Origin of the sequence: Kitasatospora papulosa, from assembly GCF_000717245.1 — a bacterium.
Lineage (GTDB): Bacteria > Actinomycetota > Actinomycetes > Streptomycetales > Streptomycetaceae > Streptomyces > Streptomyces papulosus.
In genome coordinates, this window is record NZ_JNYQ01000003.1 from 1 (window position 1) to 21,856 (window position 21,856).

General features: G+C 71.0%; 10 protein-coding genes. 7 read left to right on the forward strand and 3 right to left on the reverse strand.

Annotation, left to right across the window (positions count from 1 at the left end; translation table 11 throughout):
* Nucleotides 1–1,057 precede the first annotated feature (1,057 nt).
* The 7 genes from IA22_RS0108455 to IA22_RS0108485 all read left to right on the forward strand — a co-directional run bounded on the left by IA22_RS0108455 (nucleotide 1,058) and on the right by IA22_RS0108485 (nucleotide 7,145).
* Nucleotides 1,058–2,212, forward strand: coding sequence for a sensor histidine kinase (locus IA22_RS0108455; RefSeq protein ID WP_015575702.1), 1,155 nt, complete (start codon nucleotides 1,058–1,060; stop codon nucleotides 2,210–2,212).
* A complete protein-coding gene (locus IA22_RS0108460) occupies nucleotides 2,209–2,619 on the forward strand; it encodes a roadblock/LC7 domain-containing protein (protein ID WP_014158210.1) in 411 nt (136 codons plus the stop codon). Before IA22_RS0108455 ends, IA22_RS0108460 begins: the two co-directional genes overlap by 4 nt.
* Nucleotides 2,616–2,996 (forward strand): DUF742 domain-containing protein, encoded by a 381-nt coding sequence (locus tag IA22_RS0108465; RefSeq protein WP_014158209.1) that lies wholly within the window; start codon nucleotides 2,616–2,618, stop codon nucleotides 2,994–2,996. The genes IA22_RS0108460 and IA22_RS0108465 overlap by 4 nt, the downstream gene beginning before the upstream one ends.
* A complete protein-coding gene (locus IA22_RS0108470; RefSeq protein ID WP_014158208.1) occupies nucleotides 2,971–3,561 on the forward strand; it encodes a GTP-binding protein in 591 nt (196 codons plus the stop codon). The genes IA22_RS0108465 and IA22_RS0108470 overlap by 26 nt, the downstream gene beginning before the upstream one ends.
* Before the next feature lie 13 nt (nucleotides 3,562–3,574).
* Nucleotides 3,575–4,948: a cytochrome P450 gene (locus IA22_RS0108475; RefSeq protein WP_014158207.1), complete on the forward strand. Its 1,374-nt coding sequence runs from the start codon at nucleotides 3,575–3,577 to the stop codon at nucleotides 4,946–4,948.
* Nucleotides 4,949–5,049: 101 nt separating this feature from the next.
* Nucleotides 5,050–6,303, forward strand: a complete 1,254-nt coding sequence (locus IA22_RS0108480; protein ID WP_015575704.1) for a cytochrome P450 — start codon at nucleotides 5,050–5,052, stop codon at nucleotides 6,301–6,303.
* Between the two features lie 77 nt (nucleotides 6,304–6,380).
* Nucleotides 6,381–7,145, forward strand: coding sequence for an enoyl-CoA hydratase/isomerase family protein (locus IA22_RS0108485; RefSeq protein WP_015575705.1), 765 nt, complete (start codon nucleotides 6,381–6,383; stop codon nucleotides 7,143–7,145).
* A 185-nt stretch (nucleotides 7,146–7,330) separates the two neighbouring features.
* Here IA22_RS0108485 and IA22_RS0108490 read toward each other — a convergent pair whose 3' ends face one another.
* The 3 genes from IA22_RS0108490 to IA22_RS0108500 all read right to left on the reverse strand — a co-directional run bounded on the left by IA22_RS0108490 (nucleotide 7,331) and on the right by IA22_RS0108500 (nucleotide 21,748).
* Nucleotides 7,331–8,221: a TauD/TfdA dioxygenase family protein gene (locus IA22_RS0108490; RefSeq protein WP_015575706.1), complete on the reverse strand. Its 891-nt coding sequence runs from the start codon at nucleotides 8,219–8,221 to the stop codon at nucleotides 7,331–7,333.
* Between the two features lie 67 nt (nucleotides 8,222–8,288).
* Nucleotides 8,289–17,726, reverse strand: coding sequence for a non-ribosomal peptide synthetase (locus IA22_RS0108495; protein ID WP_030123189.1), 9,438 nt, complete (start codon nucleotides 17,724–17,726; stop codon nucleotides 8,289–8,291).
* Entirely contained in the window at nucleotides 17,726–21,748 is a 4,023-nt protein-coding gene (locus IA22_RS0108500; RefSeq protein ID WP_030123190.1) for a non-ribosomal peptide synthetase, read from the reverse strand. The genes IA22_RS0108495 and IA22_RS0108500 overlap by 1 nt, the downstream gene beginning before the upstream one ends.
* Nucleotides 21,749–21,856 lie beyond the last annotated feature (108 nt).

Below are 21,856 nucleotides of genomic sequence, written 5' to 3' on the forward strand. Positions count from 1 at the left end.
TAGCCACCCGCTACGACAAAACCCGCGAATCCTACGAAGCAGCACTCACCATCGCGTCACTCCTGATGTGGATATGACCCTTTGAAGACAGGCCCTAGGTCGATGAACTGCGCTGTCCAAGATCAGACACGCTTTGACCTTAACGAGCAGCGATGACCCAAAAAGACCGATGATCACAACAATGTGATCACATGGGATTCCGTCGTGTCCGCAGACACGGTTCGTCGCCGCGCCGCAGGAGCAAACCCCACCGAGCGGGCCGCACCGGCCGAACTGCCGTGCAGGGCGAGCGCGTCGGCTGCTGATCCGCGCGGCCGGGTCGCGCTGCCCGCGCCAGCGGGGCCGGCTGCGGGAAAAGCGCGGCGACGCTGAACGGACGGCGGGGCGGTGCGCGAGGTGTCCGAAGCGGCGGCACCGTGGGCAGCCGCCGACCGCGCCGGTCGGGGAAGCCGCCGCCTCCCGGTGCGGGGGGGGCGATGCCCCCGCTCCCCCGGCCGATGGAGGGCGGGACGGCGGGGCGCGGCGGAAGGCGTCCACCCGGCCGGAGACCGCGTGGTTGCGGGGGCCGCCACATCCGCACCGGTTCCGCACCAATTCATCACGAGCATGCCCGTGGCACGTGCCTGGGCATGCGATCGAAGGGATGATTCGCCCTATAGGCAGGCAATACCGCCGGACTCGCACCGCACGGAAGCGATCAGCAACGCTCACCAAATCCCCCAAATCGATGACATTGCCGAATAGCCGTCAGGTGCCCAAAAAGGAACAGATCCGCTCACGATCCGATCAGCCCGTGATGATACGATCACCGAGCTTGCCAAGCGGTACTCAACCCGCTATGGCATCACAGGAAAGTCAGCGCATCGGCCCAGAAATCCGCCATCCCCCGGGGGAGACCTATGCCATCGGCCACGCCAGTCAGGGCCGTCCGCCCAGGCGAGCACGCGCGACCGATCCCGCATATTTGTGGCTGCAGCACACCTGTGACCGGGGACGTACTCGACAGCACCCGCCAGACATTGAGTATCCGGTGGCCCAGTCGCCCGAAGAGAGCCTTATGACGCAATACCTCCAGGATCCAATTTTTTGGGTTCTGCTCGCAGGCATTCTTGTCGCAATTATCGCGATATCGCGCGACAGGAAGAGGATATCCGAGCTACGCAGAGAGAAAGAGGATCTGAAGACTCACTACGCGAATCTCGAAAACCACTACGCCGAGGCCGTCGAAGAGGCCAAGGACCGGGCCGAGGAAGCGACGAAGACCGCACTGAAGTCGGCCATGCGTACGCTCCAGGGCCTTGCCGGCGAACAGCAGTTGGCGATCACGAAGCTGCAGGAGAAGTACGGGGAACTCCATATTCTCCAGGACCTCCTCGACATCAGCCACATGAACTCGCAGTTCGCCCGGCGCGCGCAGTCCATCGCCGTGCTCTGCGACGGCTGGCTCGGCAGGCAGCGCTCCGCCGCATCGCTCTACGACGTGGTCAGGAGCGCGAAGGGCCGTATCCGCTACTTCACCCGTGTGGAGATCCGGGCCCAGACGAACTTCGCGATCGCCAGCCGCGCCGTCGAACCGGTCGCGCTGACCCTGGCCGAACTGCTGGACAACGCGACCAGCTACTCCGCGCCGGAAACGATGATCGAGATCAACATCCGCCCCGTACCCAAGGGCGTCTGCATCATCGTCGACGATGCCGGCGTCGGTATGAACGAGGAGGAGAAGGACCGGGCCGCGAAGCTCCTTTCGGGCGAGAACTCCCCCGGCGTCTCGGGGCTGGGGAATCCGCCGCAGTTCGGGTTCACCGTGATCGGCGTTCTCGCCGCCCGGTACGGCTTCACCGTGTCCGTGGACTCGACCTCCCCGTACGGCGGCGTGCGAGCGGTCCTGCTGCTCCCGGAGGATCTCCTCACGACCATCCAGGCGCCCGAGCCCGAGCCTCAGCCCGAGCCACAGCCCAAGGAGTTCCCCACGGTGGCCGCACCCCGCTCGATGCCGCCCGAGGAGAGCCCGGTGGCACCCTCGACGACCCTCGGCGGTCTGCCCAAACGCCGGCGCAGAGGCGCGATGTCCATCGTGCCCGCCGTCGACTCACCGGACGTGCCGGTTCGTTCCAGCGAACAGACCGCTTCGGTCATGGGCGCGTTCCAGCGTGGAACACAGTCCGGCCGCAGTTCCACCAACGCAAGCAGCGAAGGGCCTGAGACTCAGTGAATTACGACCTGTCATGGATGCTTGACAGCGCCCTGGAAGTGCCCGCGGCGCAGCACGCCCTTCTCGTGTCTGCCGACGGTCTACTCATGGCGCGCTCGAAGGACGTCGGCAAGGACCAGGCCGACACCATTGCCGCCGCCATGAGCGGAATCCAGTCGCTGAGCCGGACGGTGGTCGACTTCTGCGGCACACCGGCGAGCCGGCACCGGCAGTGGCGCCAGACCCTGGTGGAGTTCGACCACGGCTGGGTCTTCCTCATCTCCGCCGGCGAGGGCGCCTATCTCGCGGTTTCCGCGACGCCCGACGTCGACATGGCCGAGATCACGTTCCGCATGCAGCAGCTCGTCGGACAGCTCGGCAAAGCCCTCACCACGCCCCCTCGCGAGATTGCCGACACCAAGGCATGACAACACCGGACGAGCCGGAACAGGAACAGCCCGCCACCCCCTTAGTCCCGGCCTATGTCATCACCAACGGACGCAGTCTCCTGGACGACGACACGCTCTCGCTGATCACTCTGGTGACGACCGCTCAGGACGCACCGGCCGTACAGCATCTCGACCCCGAGAAACGGCGCCTTCTGGAGCTGTGCTCCGGCGGACACCTGTCGGTGGCCGAGATCGCCGGGCACACCCAGTTCCCGGTCGGCGTGGTCAAGATTCTGCTGTCCGACCTCACCCAGGGCGGGTACCTCGTCACACGGGCCCCGATCCCCGCCGCGAAGCTTGTCGACCGGAACATATTGGAGCAGGTGCTGCATGGCCTTCAAGCCCGATTCGGATGAGAGCGTCTATCTCCGGGAGTCGGTTCAGACCGCAGCGAAGATTCTGGTGGTCGGGCACTTCGCCGTGGGCAAGACCACGTTCATAGGAACCATGTCCGAGATCCCGCCGCTGCGCACCGAAGAGGTCATGACGCGGGCGGGCGAGGGGATCGACGACCTCAAGGGCACGACCGGCAAGACCACGACCACGGTCGCGATGGACTTCGGCCGGCTCACGCTCAGCGAGGAGCTGGTGCTCTACCTCTTCGGGACACCGGGGCAGCAGCGATTCGTACAGGTCTGGGAGGACATCTCACGCGGTGCGCTCGGGGCACTGGTGCTGGTGGACCCGGAGCGCCTCGACGAGTCCTTCCCCGTGATGGACCTGGTCGAGCACTACGGGATTCCGTACACCATCGCCGTGAACCGCTTCGGTGACCGCCCCGACCACGCGGACGAGGAGATCCGGGAGGCACTCGACCTGCTGCCCGAGACGCCTCTTGTCAGTTGCGACGCCCGCGACCAGCGTTCCTCGGCGAACGCACTGATCACGCTCGTCCGCTACCTCCAGTCACGCCTCAACTAGGAGCTCGACCCCCATGCAATCCCCCTCGGACTTCTCCGCCCCGCCACCGGGCTGCCCCGCACACGGCAACGGCGGGAACGCGAGCGTTCCCCTGTACGGCCCCGAGTTCGCCGCCGACCCGGACGGCTTCTACGAGTACCTGCGGACGTTCGGCCCCGCCGCGCCCGTCGAGCTGTCTCCCGGTGTGCACGCCTCGCTGGTCACCGACTACGCGGCGGCGCTGCACGTCCTGCAGAATCCGGAGACCTTCGTCCGGGACGCCCGCCGCTGGCGCGCGCTCAACGCGGGCGAGATCCCCCTGGACAGCGCGATCGTCCCCATGATGTTGTACCGGCCGAACTCGCTCTACTCCGACGGCGCGGCGCACATGAGGCACCGCCAGGTCGTGACCGAGACGTTCGCCCGGATCGACACGCACCGGCTGAGCCGGCACGTGGACCGGGTCGCCGACTACCTCATCAGCGAGTTCAACGGCCGCGGCCGGGTGGATCTGGTCGCCGACTACGCCCAGCTGGTACCGCTGCTGGTCTTCAACGAGCTCTTCGGCTGCCCCGCGGAGCTGGGCGACCAGCTGGTCTTCAGCATCTCCTGCCTGATGGACGGCGTCGAAGCGGACAAGGCCATCACGCTGCTGACCGAGACGCTGATGGAGCTCATCGCGCTGAAGCGTGCCCAGCCCGGTGACGACGTCACCTCCTGGCTCATGCAGCACCCGGGCCGGCTGACGGACGAGGAACTGATCTCCGAGATCATGACGCTGATCGGAGGCGGCGCCGAGCCCACCCAGAACCTCATAGGCAACGCGCTGCGGCTCCTGCTGTCCGACGAGAAGTACGCGGGCGACCAGTACGGCGCGAGCCTGCTGGTCGAGGACGCCATCAACGACGTGCTCTGGAACAACCCGCCCATAGCCAACTGGGCCGGCCACTACCCGGTGCACGACGTCGAGCTCTCCGGGACGAAGCTGAACGCCGGGGACCCCGTCCTCATCAGCTTCGCGGCCGCCAACAGCGACCCGAGCCTCTCGACGAGCCGTCAGACGCTCAGCAAGCGGGCCCACCTGGCCTGGGGCGCGGGGCCGCACGCGTGCCCCGCCAAGGACCCGGCGCTGCTGATCTCGATCCTGACGATCGAGAAGCTCCTCAACAAACTGCCGGACATCGAGCTGAGCGTCCCGGTCGAATCGCTGACGTGGCGTCCGGGCCCGCTGCACCGCGCGCTGACCTCGCTGCCCGCCCGGTTCACCCCGGTACGCAGGGAGGGTTCGGCCGCCGCACGCTTCTCGGCCGATACCCGTTCCGCTCCGGCGAATCCGGCAGGCGAACAACAGGGACACGCCCGAAAGGGAACTTTCTGGAGCGGCTTCCTCTCCTGGTGGAAGGGGTGACATCCACCACACCAACTAGGTGATCGCAGTCGCATGGGCGTTCCGTCCGAGGGGTAGTCAGGGCTGGATACCTTACGTGATCCTTTGAGAGAAAGATTCTCGTGGAACCCACCCTGCCGACCGCGACCGTCGACCGCCGCACCGTGGCCTCTCTTTTCTCCCGGCTGCGTACCGGGAAAGGCCAGTCGAATCCCCGGCCCCTCTACGCGGAACTGAGGGCGCTCGGGGATATCTTCCCCTCCCCCTGGGGCGGACATCTCGTCACCTCGTACGCGCTCTGCGACGAGGTCATGCGGAGCAGAACGTGGAGGGTGCCCGATACCGAGTGGAGGGCCGGTCAGGCCAATGCTGCGCGTTGGAACACTCCGGCCTCGCTCCAAACGGCGAAATCACTTCCCATGCTCAATCCGCCCCATCATACGAAGGTGCGGCGTTCGGCGGGCAGCATGTTCGACCGAGCAAAGCTGGCGGAAATAGAGATTTCGATAGCGAAGAACGTCGAGAAGGTGCTCGACGTTTTCGAGGGCGAGTTGCTCAAGGGGCCTGCGGACTTCACTTCCCTGGTCGCCGAGGAGTTGCCCGTCCGAGCCATAGGGGAATGGCTGAATCTTCCGGCAGGTGACTATTCCGTGCTCAGGTCCCTGACCAACGACCAGACCCTCAGCCAGGAATTCTTCCCCTCGCCCAGCCAACTCGCGCGGGCGGACGCAGCGGCCCGCGGGCTCCAGGAGTACTTCACCGCACTGGTGCGGGAGCGCCGCGCGAGGCCGGGGGACGACCCGGTCTCCTCGTGGATAGCGACCTGGGACACGCTGGAACCGGACCGGGAGAAGGCCGACGCCGAGGCCCACTCCATGGCGGTCTTCGTGATCGTCGCCGCCCTGGAGACCACGGAGCACCTGCTGTCCGGCATGGTCCGGCTACTGCTGGAACACCCCGAGCAGCTGGAACGGCTGCGCACCCACCCCGAGTACATCCCGCACGTGGTCGACGAGACCCTGCGCTACGACCCGGCGATCCACGCGATCAGCAGGACGGCTCCGCACGACATCACGCTGGGCGGCGCCCTGGTCCGCGAGGGCGAGATGGTGCAGTTGATGGTGGGAGCGGCCCAGCACGATCCGCGGCAGTACGAGAATCCCGAGGACTTCGACGTCCGCCGCAAGCCGCCGCATTTCGGTTTCGGCAGTGGAATCCACTACTGCCTCGGTGCGCCTCTGGCCCGGCTGGAGGGCAGCCTGCTGCTGGCCTCGATACTCAGGCGGCTGCCCCGGCTCCGGATCAGCGAACCGCCCGCCTGGGAGCCTCGGGTCTCGTTCCGCCGGCTCAACCACCTCATGGTGACACCGGCCTGAACCGGGCCCCGCGCCGAAGAGAAGAACCGTTTCACCGCACTCCAGCTCCAGAAACCGTACGTCAGGAATCAAGAAAAATGATCGATGACCTCAAGGCCCTGCACGTCGAGCACGACGACGCGGTGGTGAGAGTCCGGCTGAACAGTCCCGAGACCGGAAACGCGATATCCGGACTGCTCCTGGACGAACTCCTCGCCGTCCTAGGCGCGCTGGACGACCATCCCACCACCCGTGTCCTGGTCCTCTCCGGCGCGGGCAGCGACTTCTGCCTCGGCGGGGACCGCACCGAATTCCCCTCCCTGCTCTCTCCGGAGACCGGCAACGCGAGCATGCGTGCGCTCGCCAACAAGGCGCGCCGGATGTGCGACCTGCTGGCGAACACCGGAGTCGTCACCATCGCACGGCTGCACGGCGGCGTCGTAGGGGCGGGACTGGGACTCGCGGTCTTCTGCGACCTGCGCGTCGGAGCAGACACCAGCCATTACCGGATCCCGGAGCTGGGCCTTGGTGTTCCACCGGCCTGGGGCGGGATCACCGCCCGGATGCTGTACGAGACGGGTGCCGCCCGGATTCGGGAGCTGCTGCTCACGGCCGACCGGTTCGACGCCGACCGGGCCGCGGAACTGGCCATCCTGCACAAGGTCGTTCCGGAGGAGCAGCTCGACGCCACCGTCGACCGCTGGATCAAGCCACTGCTGCGCCGCTCCCCTTCGGCCCTGCGCAGCACGAAGGCCATGCTGAACTCCTACGCCGGAGCCCACCGCCTCGGCGAGGCCACGCTGTTCGACGCCGAGCTGCTGACCGCCTCCGTCGCCGCGGCCCAGGCCGCCCGGCGCCGCTGACCCCGCCCCTCGTCGGTCCCGCCCCTTGTCGGTCCCGCCCCTCGTCGGTCCCGACGAGGGGCCGGTCAGGCGGGGGACGGCGACGCGGCCCCTACCCGGCACATCTGGTCTTCCCTGGCCACGGGCGCACCGACGACACCGCCACCGGACGGTCCGTCGGCGGTGGGCCGGCCTGCACCGCGAGGTCAGGTCGTCGAACCCCGCTGGGGACGAGTTCCGTTGATGGCCACCCGCTGGCCGTAGCGGCCGTGGGGGAAGTAGTCCCAGACCGCGTGGTGCTGTACGCAGCGGTTGTCCCAGAAGACCAGGGTGCGCGGCTGCCAGCGGATCCGGCACTGGAGCAGAGGTGTGCGGGCTATGTGGGCGTAGAGCATCTGAAGGAGCGCATCGCTCTCCGGCCTCGCGAGCTGGGTGATGTGGGAGGTGTAGGGGCCGTTGACGAAGAGCAGCTTGCGTCCGGTCTCCGGGTGCAGGACGACCACGGGATGCTCGGTACGGGGGATGTCGTAGTCCGCCGGCGGGGTCTGTCCGGCGGTGGCCCAGGGCAGGGCGCCGTCGTGCAGGGCGCTGAGCCCGTCCAGGAAGGACCTCATGGCCGGGGAGAGGAGTTCGTAAGCCAGGTGCATGTTGGCGAACAGGGTGTCTCCACCGCTGCCCCCCTCGGGGATCTCCGTGATGTACAGCATGGAGCCGAGCGAGGGGTCGGTGTCGGCAGTGCCGTCGGCGTGCCAGCCGTTGCCCGCGATGGCCCGGGACTCCTTCGTGGCCCTGATCTCCAGGATGTGCGGGTCCGAACCCTCGGCGGCGAGCGCCACAGGGTGCAGCTCACCGAAGCGGGCGGCGAACCGCTTGTGCTGCTCGGGGGTGATGTCCTGGTCGCGGAAGACCAGCACATGGTGGGCGAGGAACGCGTGTACGAGTTCCTTTTCCTGCCGGTCCGTCAGTTCCTGTGACAGATCGAGGCCCGTCACCTCGGCACCCAGTACCGGGGTGACGGGGGTGACGGAGATCGTCTCGTACGGTTCGGCCGGACGGGTCGTCAGGCGTTCGACCGCCTGGAGTGCGTACTCCTCCATGGAAGGAACCTCTTCTGCTCGTGCGCGATGTCACTCGTGCGCGCTGTGTCGGGTGAGTCGGTGGTGGTCAGCGTGGGGCCGGGAGTCCCTCGTCGGTGTCGGTCCGGTGCCCGTGTCCGGCCTCTCCACGCGGTGCCGCGTCCTGCAGGATGACGGCGGCTATGGACTCCACATGGGGTGCGGCGACGAGGGTGTAGTGGTCCGCGTCGATTCGGTGGGCGCGGACCGGGGACGGGAGATGGGCCTCCCACTCCTCGGTGGGCACCGGCTCCGGCGCGAGGGACGGCACGTCGGGGACGGTACGTTCCGCGATCCACAGGGAGCTCGGGGTGCGGCTCAGGCGTGGCAGCCGGTGGCCGGCCATGGCCGACAGGTTGGCACGGCAGCACCGGGCCAGCTGTTCGGCGTATTCACGTCCGCTCCCGCTCAGCCCGCCCGCGCGGTTGCCGCCCAGTTCGCGGACGAAGACGGCGTCCACCTGCCGGTCGTCGTAGGCCGCGACCGCCGCGCCCGCCCCGGGCGGCGGCGGGTCCAGCAGGTACAGGCCGGCGGCAGGCAGGTCGTGCTCCTCCGCGAGAGCGGCCATCGACAGGGCCATCCAGGCGCCGAAGGACCAGCCGGCCAGGAGAAGCCGGCCACCGGATCCGGACTGTTCGGCCCGGACCGCCTCCAGGTAGCGTGCGGCACGGTCGGCGAGGGGCTCGGCGGGCCGGTCCGGGGCGGTGCGCAGTGCCGGGTCCGCGATGAGGCATACGGTGAGCCGGTCCCCCAGCGCGGACACGAGCGGGCGGTAGGCCTGGATGTCACCGCCGACCGGATGGACGAGACAGAGCACGTCCGAACCGTCGACGCCCCGCTGCCACACCTCGACCTGCACCGGAGCATCCGAGGTGGTGGGACGTGCGTCGCGTGCGGCGGCGTCGATGAGGCCGGAGATCTCCGCCACGCTGACCCGGTGGCTGAAACGGGAGAGGTCGAGGTCCACGCCGAAGCGCTGCTCTATCCGGTCCGCCAGTTCCAGCATCATCAGGGAGTCCGCGCCGAGGTCGTACAGCGACGCGTCGGTCGCCACGTCGTCCACCCCGAGCAGCGGGGCCACGATGTCGACGAGTTGCGCGACGCGGTCGTGGCCGGGCGTCGGCCGTGCCGCTTCGGTGGGAGGGTGGGGCGTCTCCTCGGAGGTGGTCGCGGGGCGTTCGTAGAAGCTCCGTGCCTGGGCGAGGTCGGTGGTGTTGACCATGAGGTGCGGGAGTTGCAGCCGCATGGCCTGCTCGAACACGGCGGCACCCTCGTCGGATGTCAGGCCGGTCAGCAGGTGTCTTTGGTGCTGTCCGTCGTGGCCGAGCGCGCTCAGCGCCATACCGGTGTCGCGCCAGACGTCCCAGCCGATGCCCATGCGGACCGTTCGGCTCGTGCCGTCGTCGCCCCCGTACTGGGCGAACGCGTCCAGGCAACCGTTGGCCGCGGCGTAGTCGAACTGTCCGACGCCGCCGAACAGGGAGGCCATGGACGAGCAGTAGACGGCGTGGCCGGGGTGGTGCGATGCGATGAGCCGCTCCATGAGCAGGGCGCCACGGAGTTTGGCCTCCGTGCCCCGGCGGGCGGTTTCCGCGTGGCGCAGCGCGAGCAGCCCACCGGCGGCCGTTCCGGCCGCGTGCACGATGCCGGCCAGGCCTCCTCCCAGGTGGGGTGCCAGGCGATCCGCGAGGTCGGCGGGCTCCTCCAGGGCGAGGTCCGCGCGCACCAGGGTGATCCGGTCTCGCGATGGTTCCAGGGCCGGAGGGAGCAGGGCGTGGCGGGACAGCAGGACGACACGGTTCTCCGGGTGCCGCAGGATCCGGGCGGCCAGGACGGCGCCGATGCCCCCGGTGCCGCCGAGGACCAGGTGGGTGCCGATGCTCCGTGCCCCTGTTTCGCGACCGCGTTCCGTGTCGCTCCGGGGCGTCGCCGGGGCCGCCACGGGGTGGACGCCGCGGTGCCACCAGAAGGAGTCGCGCAGAGCGACGGCGGCCGTCTCCGCCGGGGCGTCGAGAAGGAGGTCGGGCAGGAACGCGGCCCACGGGGCGGGGTCGGGGCCGGGCAGGTCGATCCAGTTCATCTCCGTGCCGAGCTCCTGTCGGGGCACCTGCGTCGCCGCCGTCAGCAGACCCGCCTCGGGCCGCCGCACCGGACCGGTGACCGGCTGGGCCCCGCAGGACAGCAACCACACGCGGGGCCGGTCGCGGCCGTGTGTCCGCACGACGTCGGCGACGGCCCGGGACAGGGCGGCGACGGTGTCGAGGCAGGCCCACCGGGCGGTGTCGAGCGACTCCTCGCCGATGTCCCCGTCGATGGCGAGGGGCAGTGCGTGCAGCCAGTCGACCGCGGTGCCCGCCGGGCCGGGTGCGCCCGCCTCGAGCAGTACGGCCGCCAGGTGCCCGGTGTCCGAGGGGTCCGCCTCGTAGCGGTCGTCGTCGATCCGTACGAGGTCCTTGCCCGGAAGCAGCCACACCACCCGCGTGTACCGCCGCTCCAGTTCCGCCCATGCCGTCGGGTGGGTCCGCTCGTCGGCGACGATCACGGCGGTCCGTGTCGGTGCCGACACGTCGGTCCGTGCCCTGCGGAGCCGGGTCCACTGCGGCTGGTGCGTCCACCGGTCGGCCGGGAGCCGCTGCGGGTCCGGGGTCCGGCCCGGCACCGGTGTCGGTGTGCGCGGAGCGGGGACGTCCGCCGATGTCCGTGCCGTCGGTCCCGTGCGCGGGAAGTCGTAGTCCGCCAGGTCGAACGCGGGCGGCGGGAAGTCCCAGGGGGCGGAGGCCGGACCGGGCGTCCAGTCGACGGTGTGGCCGGCGGTCCAGGCCGTGGCCGGCTCCAGCGCGTCGATGCCCGAGGCCGGAACGCCGCTCGGTGACACCGGGTCGGCCGGCGGTACGAGTGCGCGCAGCCACGCGACGGCCGATTCGGGGTCCTCGCACATGACGGCGGCCCGGTACGCCCGTACGGGACGGCCCGCCTGGAGGTGGCGCAACACCTGTGCGTAGTCGCCAGGGCCGGCGCTGAGGTGGGCGGCGATCCGGCGGGCGTCCTCGATCAGGGCGGCGGGTGAGTCGGCGGACAGGACGAGGCAGGGCGTCGGTGGCCGGAGAGGCTGGTCGCGAGGCCGCGGTGCCGTGTCCGTGCCGTCCGGACTCTCCACCAGCAGATGGGCGTTGGTACCGCCGATGCCGAAGCTGCTGACGCCCGCGACGCGTGGCGCCGTGGAGGGCCAGGGCTGCGCGGTCACCGGTATCCGGAACGGACCCGCGTCGACGGCCGGGTTGAGACGGTCGAAGTCGACGGTCGGCGGGATGGTGCCGTGGTGGACGGCGAGCACCGCCCGCACCAGCCCCACCACACCCGCGGCCGCGCCCAGGTGCCCGATCTGGCTCTTGACGGAGGACAGGGCGAGACCCGCGTCGTCGGCCAGCTCGTAACCGGCGCGCAGGGCGGCGGCTTCGATCGGGTCGCCCAGCCGGGTTCCGGTTCCGTGGGCCTCCACGTAGCCGACCTCGACGGCCGTACGACCGCTGCGGCGCAGGGCGGTGCTCACCGCGGCCCGCTGTCCGGCCAACGAGGGAGCGCTGTAACTCATCTTGTCGGCACCGTCGTTGTTGACGGCGGAGCCCGTGATCACCGCGTAGACGGTGTCGCCGTCGCGGCGCGCCGCGGCGAGCGGCTTGAGGACGACGACGCCCACACCGCTGGCGCCCACGGTGCCGGCGGCGTCCGCGCTGAAGGGCCGGCAGTGGCCGTCCGGGGAGAAGATGCGGTTCGGCCGGTGGATGTACCCGTCCGTCAGCTCACGGTCCACGAGGACGCCGCCGACGAGCATCACGTCGGCGTCGTCCTGTCGCAGCAGCCCGGCGGCGAGGTGGACGCCGACGAGGGAGCTGGAGCAGGCCGACTGGACGGTGAGCGCCGGCCCCCGCAGGCCGAGGTGGTACGCGGCCCGGGTGGACAGGAAGTCCTTCTCGTGGTGCAGGGCGAGCCGGAAGGAGTCGGGCAGTGTCGCGGGATCGGCCTCCCTCAGCAGGCTCTGGAAGTAGGTGTTCTCGCCGCACGCGGCGACGAGGCCGACCCGCCCGGCTCCGGCGTCGGCGATGCCCGCGTGTGCGAGGGCCTGCACGCAGGCCATCAGCAGGTGCCGCTGTTGCGGGTCCATGAGCCGGGCCTCGTGCGGACTGATGCCGAAGTGGCCCGGGTCGAAGGCCAGGAGCCCGTCCATCTGGCTGCGGGCCCCGACCAGTCCGTCGGCGGCGGGGAAGTCCTCGATGCCGCGTCCGCCGGAGGTGACCAGGTCCCAGAACGCGGCCAGGTCGGCGGCGCCGGGCAGGCGGACGGCCATACCGATGACGGCGACCGGTTCGTTGCCCCCGGCGGGAGGTGTGCGGCCGGTGTCCGGGGCGGCCTCGGGGAGGTCCGGGCCGGAGGCGGCGGGTGCGGAGGCTGCGGGGGGTGTCCCGGCGCCGGCCGCCTGGGCGGCTCTCTCCTCGATGAGGCGCGCCAGGGAGTGGATCGTGACGTGCTCGAACAGCTCCGGAACGCCGAAGTGCAGATCGCCCTCGCCCGCGCAGCGCAGTTGGAAGCGCATGAGGTCCAGGCTGGTGGCTCCCGCGTCGAAGAACCGCTGCCGCGCACCGGGGTTCCGGCCGGTCACCGACCGGAACAGGTCGGTGAGCCGTTGTTCCATCTCGGTGAGCACAGGGGCGGCGCCCCCGCCGGGGCGCAGGTCGTGCCCGGAGGCGGACAGGGCCGCCTGGCGGTCCACTTTTCCACTGGGCGTGCGCGGCAGCCGGGGCAGGCGACGGAAGCGGCTGATGCGGACGTGGGACGGGAGCATCGCGCTCAGGTGGCGGTCGAGCGCGTCGGCGTCGGGGTCCTGGTCGGCCTGGAGGCAGGCCACGAGGGAGCCGTGCGTCTCTGTGACGACCGCGTTGGTCACCCCGGGGTACTGGAGCAGCGCGGCTTCGACGGCGCCCAGTTCCAGCCGGTGTCCACTGATCTTGACCTGGGTGTCGGTCCGTCCCGCGTAGTGCAGCAGGCCCTCGCGGTCGAAGCGGGCGAGGTCGCCGCTGCGGTAGAAGGTGCCCGCCTCGGGGTCGTCCACGAAGCGGGTGCGGTTGAGTTCGGTGTCGCCCAGGTAGCAGCGCCCGGCCATGGGGCCGCCGAGCCAGAGGTGGCCGGTCGCTCCGGGCGGAACGGCGTGGCCGTCCTCGTCCACCACGCGGAGCAGGGCGCCCGAGACGGGCCGTCCGATCGCCGGCCGCAGTGGCCATCGGGCGGGGTCGCCGTCCAGTCGGAGGCCGCTGACCACGTGTGTCTCGGTGGGGCCGTAGTGGTTGAAGAGCCGCGCGGAGGGCATCGCGGCGAACCATCGGCGGATCGCGTCCGTACACACCAACTGCTCGCCCGCGGTGATGACATCCCGTAGCCGGGAAGGATGGCGGCCGGTCCGCACTCCGTGCTCCGCGAGGAGTTGCAGGGCGACGTAGGGGAGGAAGAGCCGCTCGACGCCCGCGCTCTCCAACCGGTCCAGGAGGGTGGGCATGTCCTGCCGCCAGGCGGGGTCGACCAGGCGGAGCAAGCCCCCGGAGCACAGGGTGGTGAAGATCTCCTGGAAGGAGACGTCGAAGGACAGCATGGAGAACTGCTGGGTGACGGCGGGAGCGGTCAGTCCGCCGTGTTCGCGCTGCCAGGTCAGGAGGTTGCACAGCGTACGGTCGGGCACCTGCACGCCCTTGGGTGTCCCGGTGGAGCCCGAGGTGAACAGGGTGTACAGGGGGCGCAGCGCCCGGTGTCCTGGCGAGGGCTTCGCGGCAGGGGGGTCCGCCGGGCACACCAGGGGGTGGCGGGGCAGGTCCGCGGGTGCGAGGGCGTCGAGCGCGTCGGCACGGTCCGGTGGCACCAGGACGCACACCGGCGCGGCCTGGGCGAGAACCTGGCGCAGCAGGGACGGCGGGTACGACGGGTCCAGCGGCACGGCGGTCAGGTTGAGCCGGGCGGCGGTAAGGAGCGACACCACGTGCTCGACCGAGGGCTCCAGGTAGAGGGCGACGGCCGCCGGTGCTGCCGGATCGGCGGGCAGATAGGCGCGCAGGTCCTCCGCCAGCACGGCTGCCCGTGCGTCGAGTTCGGCGTAGCTGAGGGTGGTGTCAGCCGTCGCCACCGCCGGGGCGTCAGGGGTACGGCGCGCCTGGCGCTCGAAACCCTCGGCCACGGTGGCGAACTCAGGTTCGGACGCGGGACCTCGGCCGTGCTCGGGGAGCGTGCGGCGGTACGGTGCCACCAGTCGGCGCAGGGAGATGTCGGCTCCGTCGGCCATCCTGTCGACGGCCTGCCCGAGGAGGCGGGCGGCGGCCCGTACCTCATTCTCGTCGACGTCCTCGCGGTACTCCCACAGGCAGTCGAGTCCGGAGGCGTGCTCGACGACAGAGAGGGTGATCCTGCACTTGGCTCCGAGCGGGGCCGGCCAGAGCGGGCCGACGGTGCAGCCGGGAAGCCGCAGGGCCGAGAAGTCGGTGTTCTCCTGGACGAAGAGGTAGTCGAAGAGTTCGCCCCGGGAGCCGGCCGGCCGGTCCGCCACCACGTCGGCGAGCAGCACCTCCTGTCCTCGCAGGACCTCTTCGGACGTCGCCGCGTGGCGGTCCAGCAGGAGACGCAGCGGGGCCTCGGGCTCCATGTCCAGCGGCAGCAGCACGGTGTTCGCCAGCATGCCGACCGTGTCCGCGAACTCGGGCCGGGGCCGGTTCGCCACCGGTGCGGCCACGAGTGGCCGGGTCTGGCCGGTCACGCCGTAGAGGCTCCACACGTATGCGGACAGCAGTAGTTGGAAGCGGGTGCGGCCCTGCTCGGCGGCGAGCCGGTCGAGCGCGCCGCGCCGGACCGTGTCCAGGGTGGTGCGCAGCAGGCGGGCGGAGGGCCTGGAGGGTGCGCGGGACACCGCGGCGGCGGGCGCGGTCTCGGCGTCCTGCTCGTAGTACGCGCGCAGACGGGTGCGCCGTTCGTCGTAGGCGGGGCTCGCGCGCCAGGCCCGTTGCCAGTGCGCGAACTGCGCGACGGTCGTGGCCGGGCCCGGGGCGGCCGGGGATTCCGCGCCCTCGCACGCCGCTCCGTACGCCTCGGTGAGGTCGCCGAGGATGATGCCGAGCGAGCAGCCGTCCACGGCGATGTGGTGCAGGTGCAGCAGGAGGGTTCCCCCGTGGGCGGCGCCTGAAGCCGCGCCGTCGCCGCGCTCCGGGCCGTCCGTGTCCGGCTCGGCGGACGGCAGCCAGGTGGCACGGCACATGTACGGGGAGCGCAGGTCGAAGCGGTGGGCGAAGAAGCGGGAGGCCGAGTCCTGCCACGGCTCGTCGGCGTCGGCCTCGCACGGCTGCCACGGGTCGTAGGGGGCTTCCACCTCCTGCAGCAGTCCCTGCGCGGTGGGGACCAGGCGGGTGCGCAGCGATGTGTGGCGCTCCACCACCGTCCGCACCGCCCGCCGGAGCGCGGGGAGGCGTACGGTCCCGCGCACCTCGAAGGCGAGCGGGACGTCGTAGGCGGCGTCCTCGGGGTCGCGTTCGTACTGGAGCCACAGGCGCTCCTGCTCGCTGGTGGCGGGCGAGGTGGGGCCCGGGGCGGCGGTCGGTACGGGCGGGTGGATGTCACCGGCGGCGTCCGGGGCGTGCACGGCGTCCGCGATGGCGGCGAAGTCGGCCCGCAGCACGAGGTCCTGGGGAAGGTCCACACCGAACCGACGCTGGATGTCGAACCGCAGGCGCAGCGCCTTGAGCGAGTCGCCGCCGCTCGATGTCAGCCGGTCGGAGGGACGCAGCCCTGCGATCCCGAGCACGTCGGCGGCGAGGTCGAGAATCTCCCGCTGGGCGGCGGTCGCCACCTGGTCGTCACGGTGTCCGCCACGCCAGGGCTCCTGGGTGCCGGCGGTGCCGAGCAGGGCGACCTCGTCCGTCTTCCCGTTGGCGCTGAGAGGGATCCGCTCGACCAGGTATGTGCGGTGGGGACGCATGTACGCCGGAAGGGTGTCGGCGAGGTGCCGTTCGTAGGCCTCGTAGGAGAGTTCGTCTTCCGCTACGCCGCCTTCCAGCACGAGGAACGCCAGCAGTTCGTGCTGGTCGGCGTCCTCGCGCCGGGTGCACACGTGGGCCTGGCACACGGCGGGATGGGCCAGCAGGTTGCGTTCCACCTCCCCCGGCTCGATGCGGAAACCACGCACCTTGACCTGGCGGTCGGCGCGGCCGAGGTGGGTGAGGCGGCCCTCGTCGTCCGCCCGTACGAGGTCGCCCGTGCGGTACCAGCGTTCCTCGCCGCCGTCCTCCCGTGGCAGGAGGACGAAGCGCCGCTCGGTCTCCTCGGGAAGGTTGCGGTAGCCGAGGGCCAGCGCCTCGCCCGTGAGCAGGAGTTCGGCCGTCTCGCCGGGTTCGGCGATGCGCCCGTCGGAGGTGCGCAGGAGGAGTCCGGTGCCGGGCAGCGCGGTGCCGATGGGGACCGCGTCACCGGTGAACTCCCTGGGGACGGGATGGCACAGGGCGAACGTGGTGGCCTCGGTGGGTCCGTACGCGTTGAACAGGACCGTGCCGCTGTCCGGGTTGTTCTCGTACCAGCGCCGTACGACGTGGGCGTTGAGCTGTTCGCCCCCGATCAGTACCCGTCCGACGGTGGTGAAGCAGTCGGGCACCGCCGCCACGACGGTGTTGAACAGGGACACGGTGATGAACATCGTGTCGATGCCCAGGTCGCGGAGGGCCGTGGCGAACAGCGGAGGGCTCTGCACCACCTCGTCGTGGAGCACCACACAGACGCCGCCGGTCAGGAGCGGTGTCCAGACCTCGAAGCTGAGTGCGTCGAAGGCGGGGTTGGACAGGCAGCCGAAGCGGCTGCTCCGCCCTTGCGTCACGTACCGCGCTCCGGCCAGCCTGAGTACGCCCGCGTCGGTGACCTCGACGCCCTTGGGCAGGCCCGTGGTCCCCGACGTGTAGAAGACGAAGGCCGCCTCGCCGGCGGGGTCCTGCCGCGGCTCGGCGGGCGGCGACGCGTCGGCGGGCTCGTCCTCTCCCGCCATCAGCAGGTCCGCGTCGAGCGCCGGGAGGGAGGCCGGCAGGTCGATTCCGTCCGCAGCGCGATGGACGGCCGCCACGGCACCCGAGTCCTCGAGTACGTGCCGGCGGCGCCGGTCGGGGCTGAGACGGTCCAGCGGCACGACGGTCGCCCCGGCACGGCGGATGCCGAGCATGACGCAGACGAGCTGCCACGACCGGGGAAGGCACACGGCGACCGCCTGCCCCGGGCGTACACCGGCGGCACGCAGGGCTGACGCCACCCGGCCGCTGAGGCGGTCGAGTCCGGCGTAGTCGACGACGACCGCTCCGTCCTCGACGGCAGGTGCGCCGGGAGTGTGCCGGGCGCGGGCGAGCACGGCCTCGGCCAGGCTCGGGTTCGGCGGGAGCGAAGGGAGAGCCGGGGCACCGGCCGACGGGAGGAGGTGGTCGCGCATCACGCCTCCCGGGCCGGGAGAGCGTCACCGGTGACCGGCAGGGCCGTGTGGTGCGCGAGCTCGGCGGCGATGATGTCCGCCACCTGTGGGACCTCGGCGCTTTCCAGTATCTCCCAGTGGTCGCAGTCCATGGTCTCGATCCGGAGCCCGGCGCAACGGCGACGCCAGAAGTCGCGCACCTCCGCGTGGAAGGGGGTGTCCTCCAGCCCCGGCACCGCCTGGGCGAGGACGACCCGTGCACCGGAGGTGGCGGGGACGTGGTCCCGGGCGGTCATCCGGTTGTGGTTGTAGATCTGGAAGTACCGCTCCACCTGGGCGTCCTCGATACCGGGGTACATGCCGTTGAACCGCACCAGCTTGTCGCGGAACTCGGCCATGTCCACGGGGGCGACGGCTTCGCGGGCGGCCGGGTCGTCGGTGGCCTGGGTGTCGAGCAGGACGACGCTGACGTCGGTGCGGCCGCCGAGGGCGAGTCGGCGTCCCATCTCGTGGGCGACGAGCCCGCCGTAGGACAGGCCGGTCAGCACGATCGGCCCCGGACCCAGCGGCTCCAGGAGCCGTAGGTACGTCTCGGCCATCGCCTCGACGTTCGGCAGGTGGCTCTCCCCCTCGTTCAGCCCCGGGGACTGGATGCCGTGCAGGGCCACCGAGTCGGGCAGCAGTCCGGCCAGCGGCAGATAGCAGAAGGCCGTGCCTCCGGCGGGGTGTACGCAGATCACCCGCGCGCCCGTGCCGCCCCGGAACTCGATGACGTTGCCCGTGGCGCCGGGGGTCCCTCCCTCGCGCAGTACCGCGCCGAGGGCCTCGATGGTCGGCCGGAGGATGATCTCGGCCACCGGCATGGAGCGGCCGAAGGTTTCGGAGACACGGTGGGCCATCTTGATCGCGGACAGGGAGGTGCCGCCCCTCTCGAAGAAGTCGTCGCTGATGCCTATGTCCGGGGCGAGCAGGATCTCTCCCCATATCCGGTACAGCTCGTGCTCTATGTGGTCGCGCGGGCTGGCCGCGTTGACCCCGTGGGACGTCCGGGAGCGTGCGAGTTCGAGCAGCGCCTCCCGGTCGAGTTTGCCGCTGCGGTTGAGCGGGAGGGCCGGCAGGTCCACGAAGACGGCAGGGACCATGTAGTCGGGCAGCAGGCGGGAGAGCTCGGTGCGCCAGTCCTGGGTGGTGCGCTGTACCGCCTCGCCCCGCCCGACACAGCCCACGAGCCGGGGCTGCCCCTCCGTGTCCGGGTCGACCAGGACGACCGCTTCCCGGACCCCGGGCAGTGTGCCCAGCGCGGCCTCGATCTCGGCCGGCTCGATCCGGAAGCCGCGCAGCTTCACCTGGTCGTCGGCGCGGCCGGCGTAATGGGCCTGGCCGTCGGGGAGGCGGCGGGCGAGGTCACCGGTGCGGTAGACGCGTTCGCCGGGCAGGAACGGGTCGGGCAGGAAGCGTTCCTCGGTGAGGTCGGGGCGGTTGAGGTAGCCCCGGGCGAGGCAGTCACCGCCGAGGTAGACCTCGCCGACCACGCCGGGCGGGACCGGTCGCAGGTCCGCGTCGAGCACGTACAGACGGGTGTTGCCGAGCGGGCGCCCCACGGGGCACTGCCGCTCCAGCGGGCCGGGCTCGTAGTAGGCGGTGCTGTAGAGCGTCGTCTCGGTGGGTCCGTAGCCGAAGCAGATCCGCAGGCCGGGCAGGTGCCGGGTCAGGCGGTGCAGGGCGGCCTCGGTGAGCGACTCGACGCCGGTGAGCAGGGTACGCAGCCGGAGTCCGGCCAGCCGCAGCGCGGGGTCCTCGTCGATCCACTTCACGTAGGCGGGCGGCAGGAAGGCCTGGGTGATGCCGTGCTCGCCCATCCACGTCATGAGGGACGCCGGGTCGCCGCGCAGTTCCTCGGGGACGATGTGGAGCGTTCCCCCGGTGATCAGTGGGAGCAGCAGTTCGTGGACCGAGGCGTCGAACCCGATGCTCGACCAGGCGGAGCCGGGCTCGCCGGGGCCGGACCCCATGCGGGACTGCCAGTTGGCGAACAGGTTGAGCACGCTGCGGTGCTCCACCGCGACGCCCTTGGGCCGTCCGGTGGAACCGGAGGTGAAGATCACGTAGGCGAGGCGGTCCGGGGTGTGGCCGATGCCGCCCGGCGCCCGCTCGCCGGTTCCCTCGGCCTCGACGGCCGCCAGGTCCAGCCACCCGCCCGGGCGTCCGTCGCCGACACCGTCGCTCAGCACCACCGGGCAGGCCGCGTCCTCGATCATGGCGGCGAGCCGCTCGTAAGGCTGCCCGGGGTCGAGAGGGAGGTAGGCGGCACCAGCCTTGAGGATGCCGAGGATGCCGACGGCCAGTGCGGTGGTGCGGCTGACATGCAGGCCCACCACGTCGCTGGGCCCCACGGAGCGGGCGGTGAGAGCGTGGGCGAGGCGGTCGGCGCGACGGTCGAGGGCCGCGTAGTCCAAGGTACCGTCCCGACCCACGACGGCGGTGTGGTGCGGCCGCGCGCGCACCTGATCCTCGAACAGCTCCACGAGCCCGGTGGCCGCCAGGACGGACTTCGGCGTCACCGAGCCCTCGGGGGCGTGCGGTGAGAGCTCCAGGACGCTGCCGGTGGCATCCCAGTCGCGCAGCAGGCGCAACTGCTCCTCGTCTTCCATCAGCTCCAGCGCCCCGATGGTCCGCTCCGGCGCGCGGGCCATGTCCCGGAGCAGGTGTTCGAGGTGTCGGGCCCAGCGCTGCGCCGTCGCCCGGTCGTAGAGGGAGGTCGCGTAGTCCAGGTGGCCGGTGACGCGGTCCCCGGCGTCGACCGCCACCAGCGACAGTTCGAAACGCGCGGGAGCATGGCCGATCGGAAGGGGCCGCACCTGCACTCCGGGCAGGTCGAGGAGGTCGTGCCGGTCCGGCTGCCAGGCGAACATCGTCTGGAAGAGGGGCGTGTGGGCGGCGCTGCGAGGCGGGTTGACCAGTTCCACCATGCGCTCGAAAGGCAGGTCCTGGTTCCTGAGCGCCTCGCGTACGACGGCGCGGGTGCGCGTCAGCGCCTCGGCCGCTGTGGGTGAGCCGGACAGGTCGACCCGTAGGGGCAGCGAGTTGACGAGGAAGCCGATCAGGTCCGCGGCGGCGGGCCCTCGGCGATTGGCGACCGGGCTGCCGACAACGATGTCTTCGCGTCCGGAGAGCCGGGAGAGCAGGATCGCCCACCCGGTCAGGACGGTCACGAAGAGCGTGGCGCCGTGCCTGCGTGCCATGGCTCGCAGCGCGTCGGTGGTCGCCGCGTCGACCGCGAACTCGACCCGGCCGCCCTCGTAGGCCTGCTCGGCGGGGCGCGTGCGGTCGGCGGGCAGCTCCAGCACGGCGGGGGCGCCCGCGAGCACGCCTTGCCAGTAGGACTCCTGGGCGGACAGAGCACCGTCGGTGACGGCGTCGTGCTGAACCTGCGCGTGGTCGGCGTACTGCACGTCGAGCGGAGGCAGCGGGTCGGTGTCACCGGATGTCCGGGCCGCGTAGAGGCGGCCGAGCTCTCGCATCATGACGCCCATCGAATGTCCGTCGTAGACGGTGTGATGGAACGTCAGCAGGAGGATCTGGCTCCCCTCCCCCAGAGTGACCAGGGTTCCGCGTCCCAGCGGTCCGACGGCAAGGTCGAAGGGGGTGCCGGCCTCCTCCGCCCTGAGCGCTTCGAGGCGCGCCTCGGGGTCAGCGCTGTCCGTGAGGTCGACGAGAGCCAGGGAGAAACCGGCGCCGGGCGGGTCGATGTGCTGCCACACCTCCCCCTCGCTCTCCACCAGGCGTGTCCGGAGCGCTTCATGACGCTCTGTCAGCATGTCGAGGCAGTGGGCCAGGGCGTCGCGGTCGAGCGGCCCGTCGAGCCGGAAGGCGAGCGGTTCGTTGTACGCGGCGTTCCCGCTGGGGAGCTGGGCCAGGAACCAGAGGCGCTTCTGGGCGAACGAGGCCGGCCTGACAGCCGCCGGGACACCGGAATCGCGTGGCCCGACCGGCTCCGGAGCCGTCGGCGAGGGGGGAGTGACATGGCGTGAGGCGTGTGGCACCGGGGGGCTGCCTTCCCGACTGTGTACGTGCGTGACGGTGGGACCGCGCGGCCCCGCGCCTCGCTGCGTGGTGTGAGCACGGGCCGCGGAGCCGCTGGCGCACGGGAT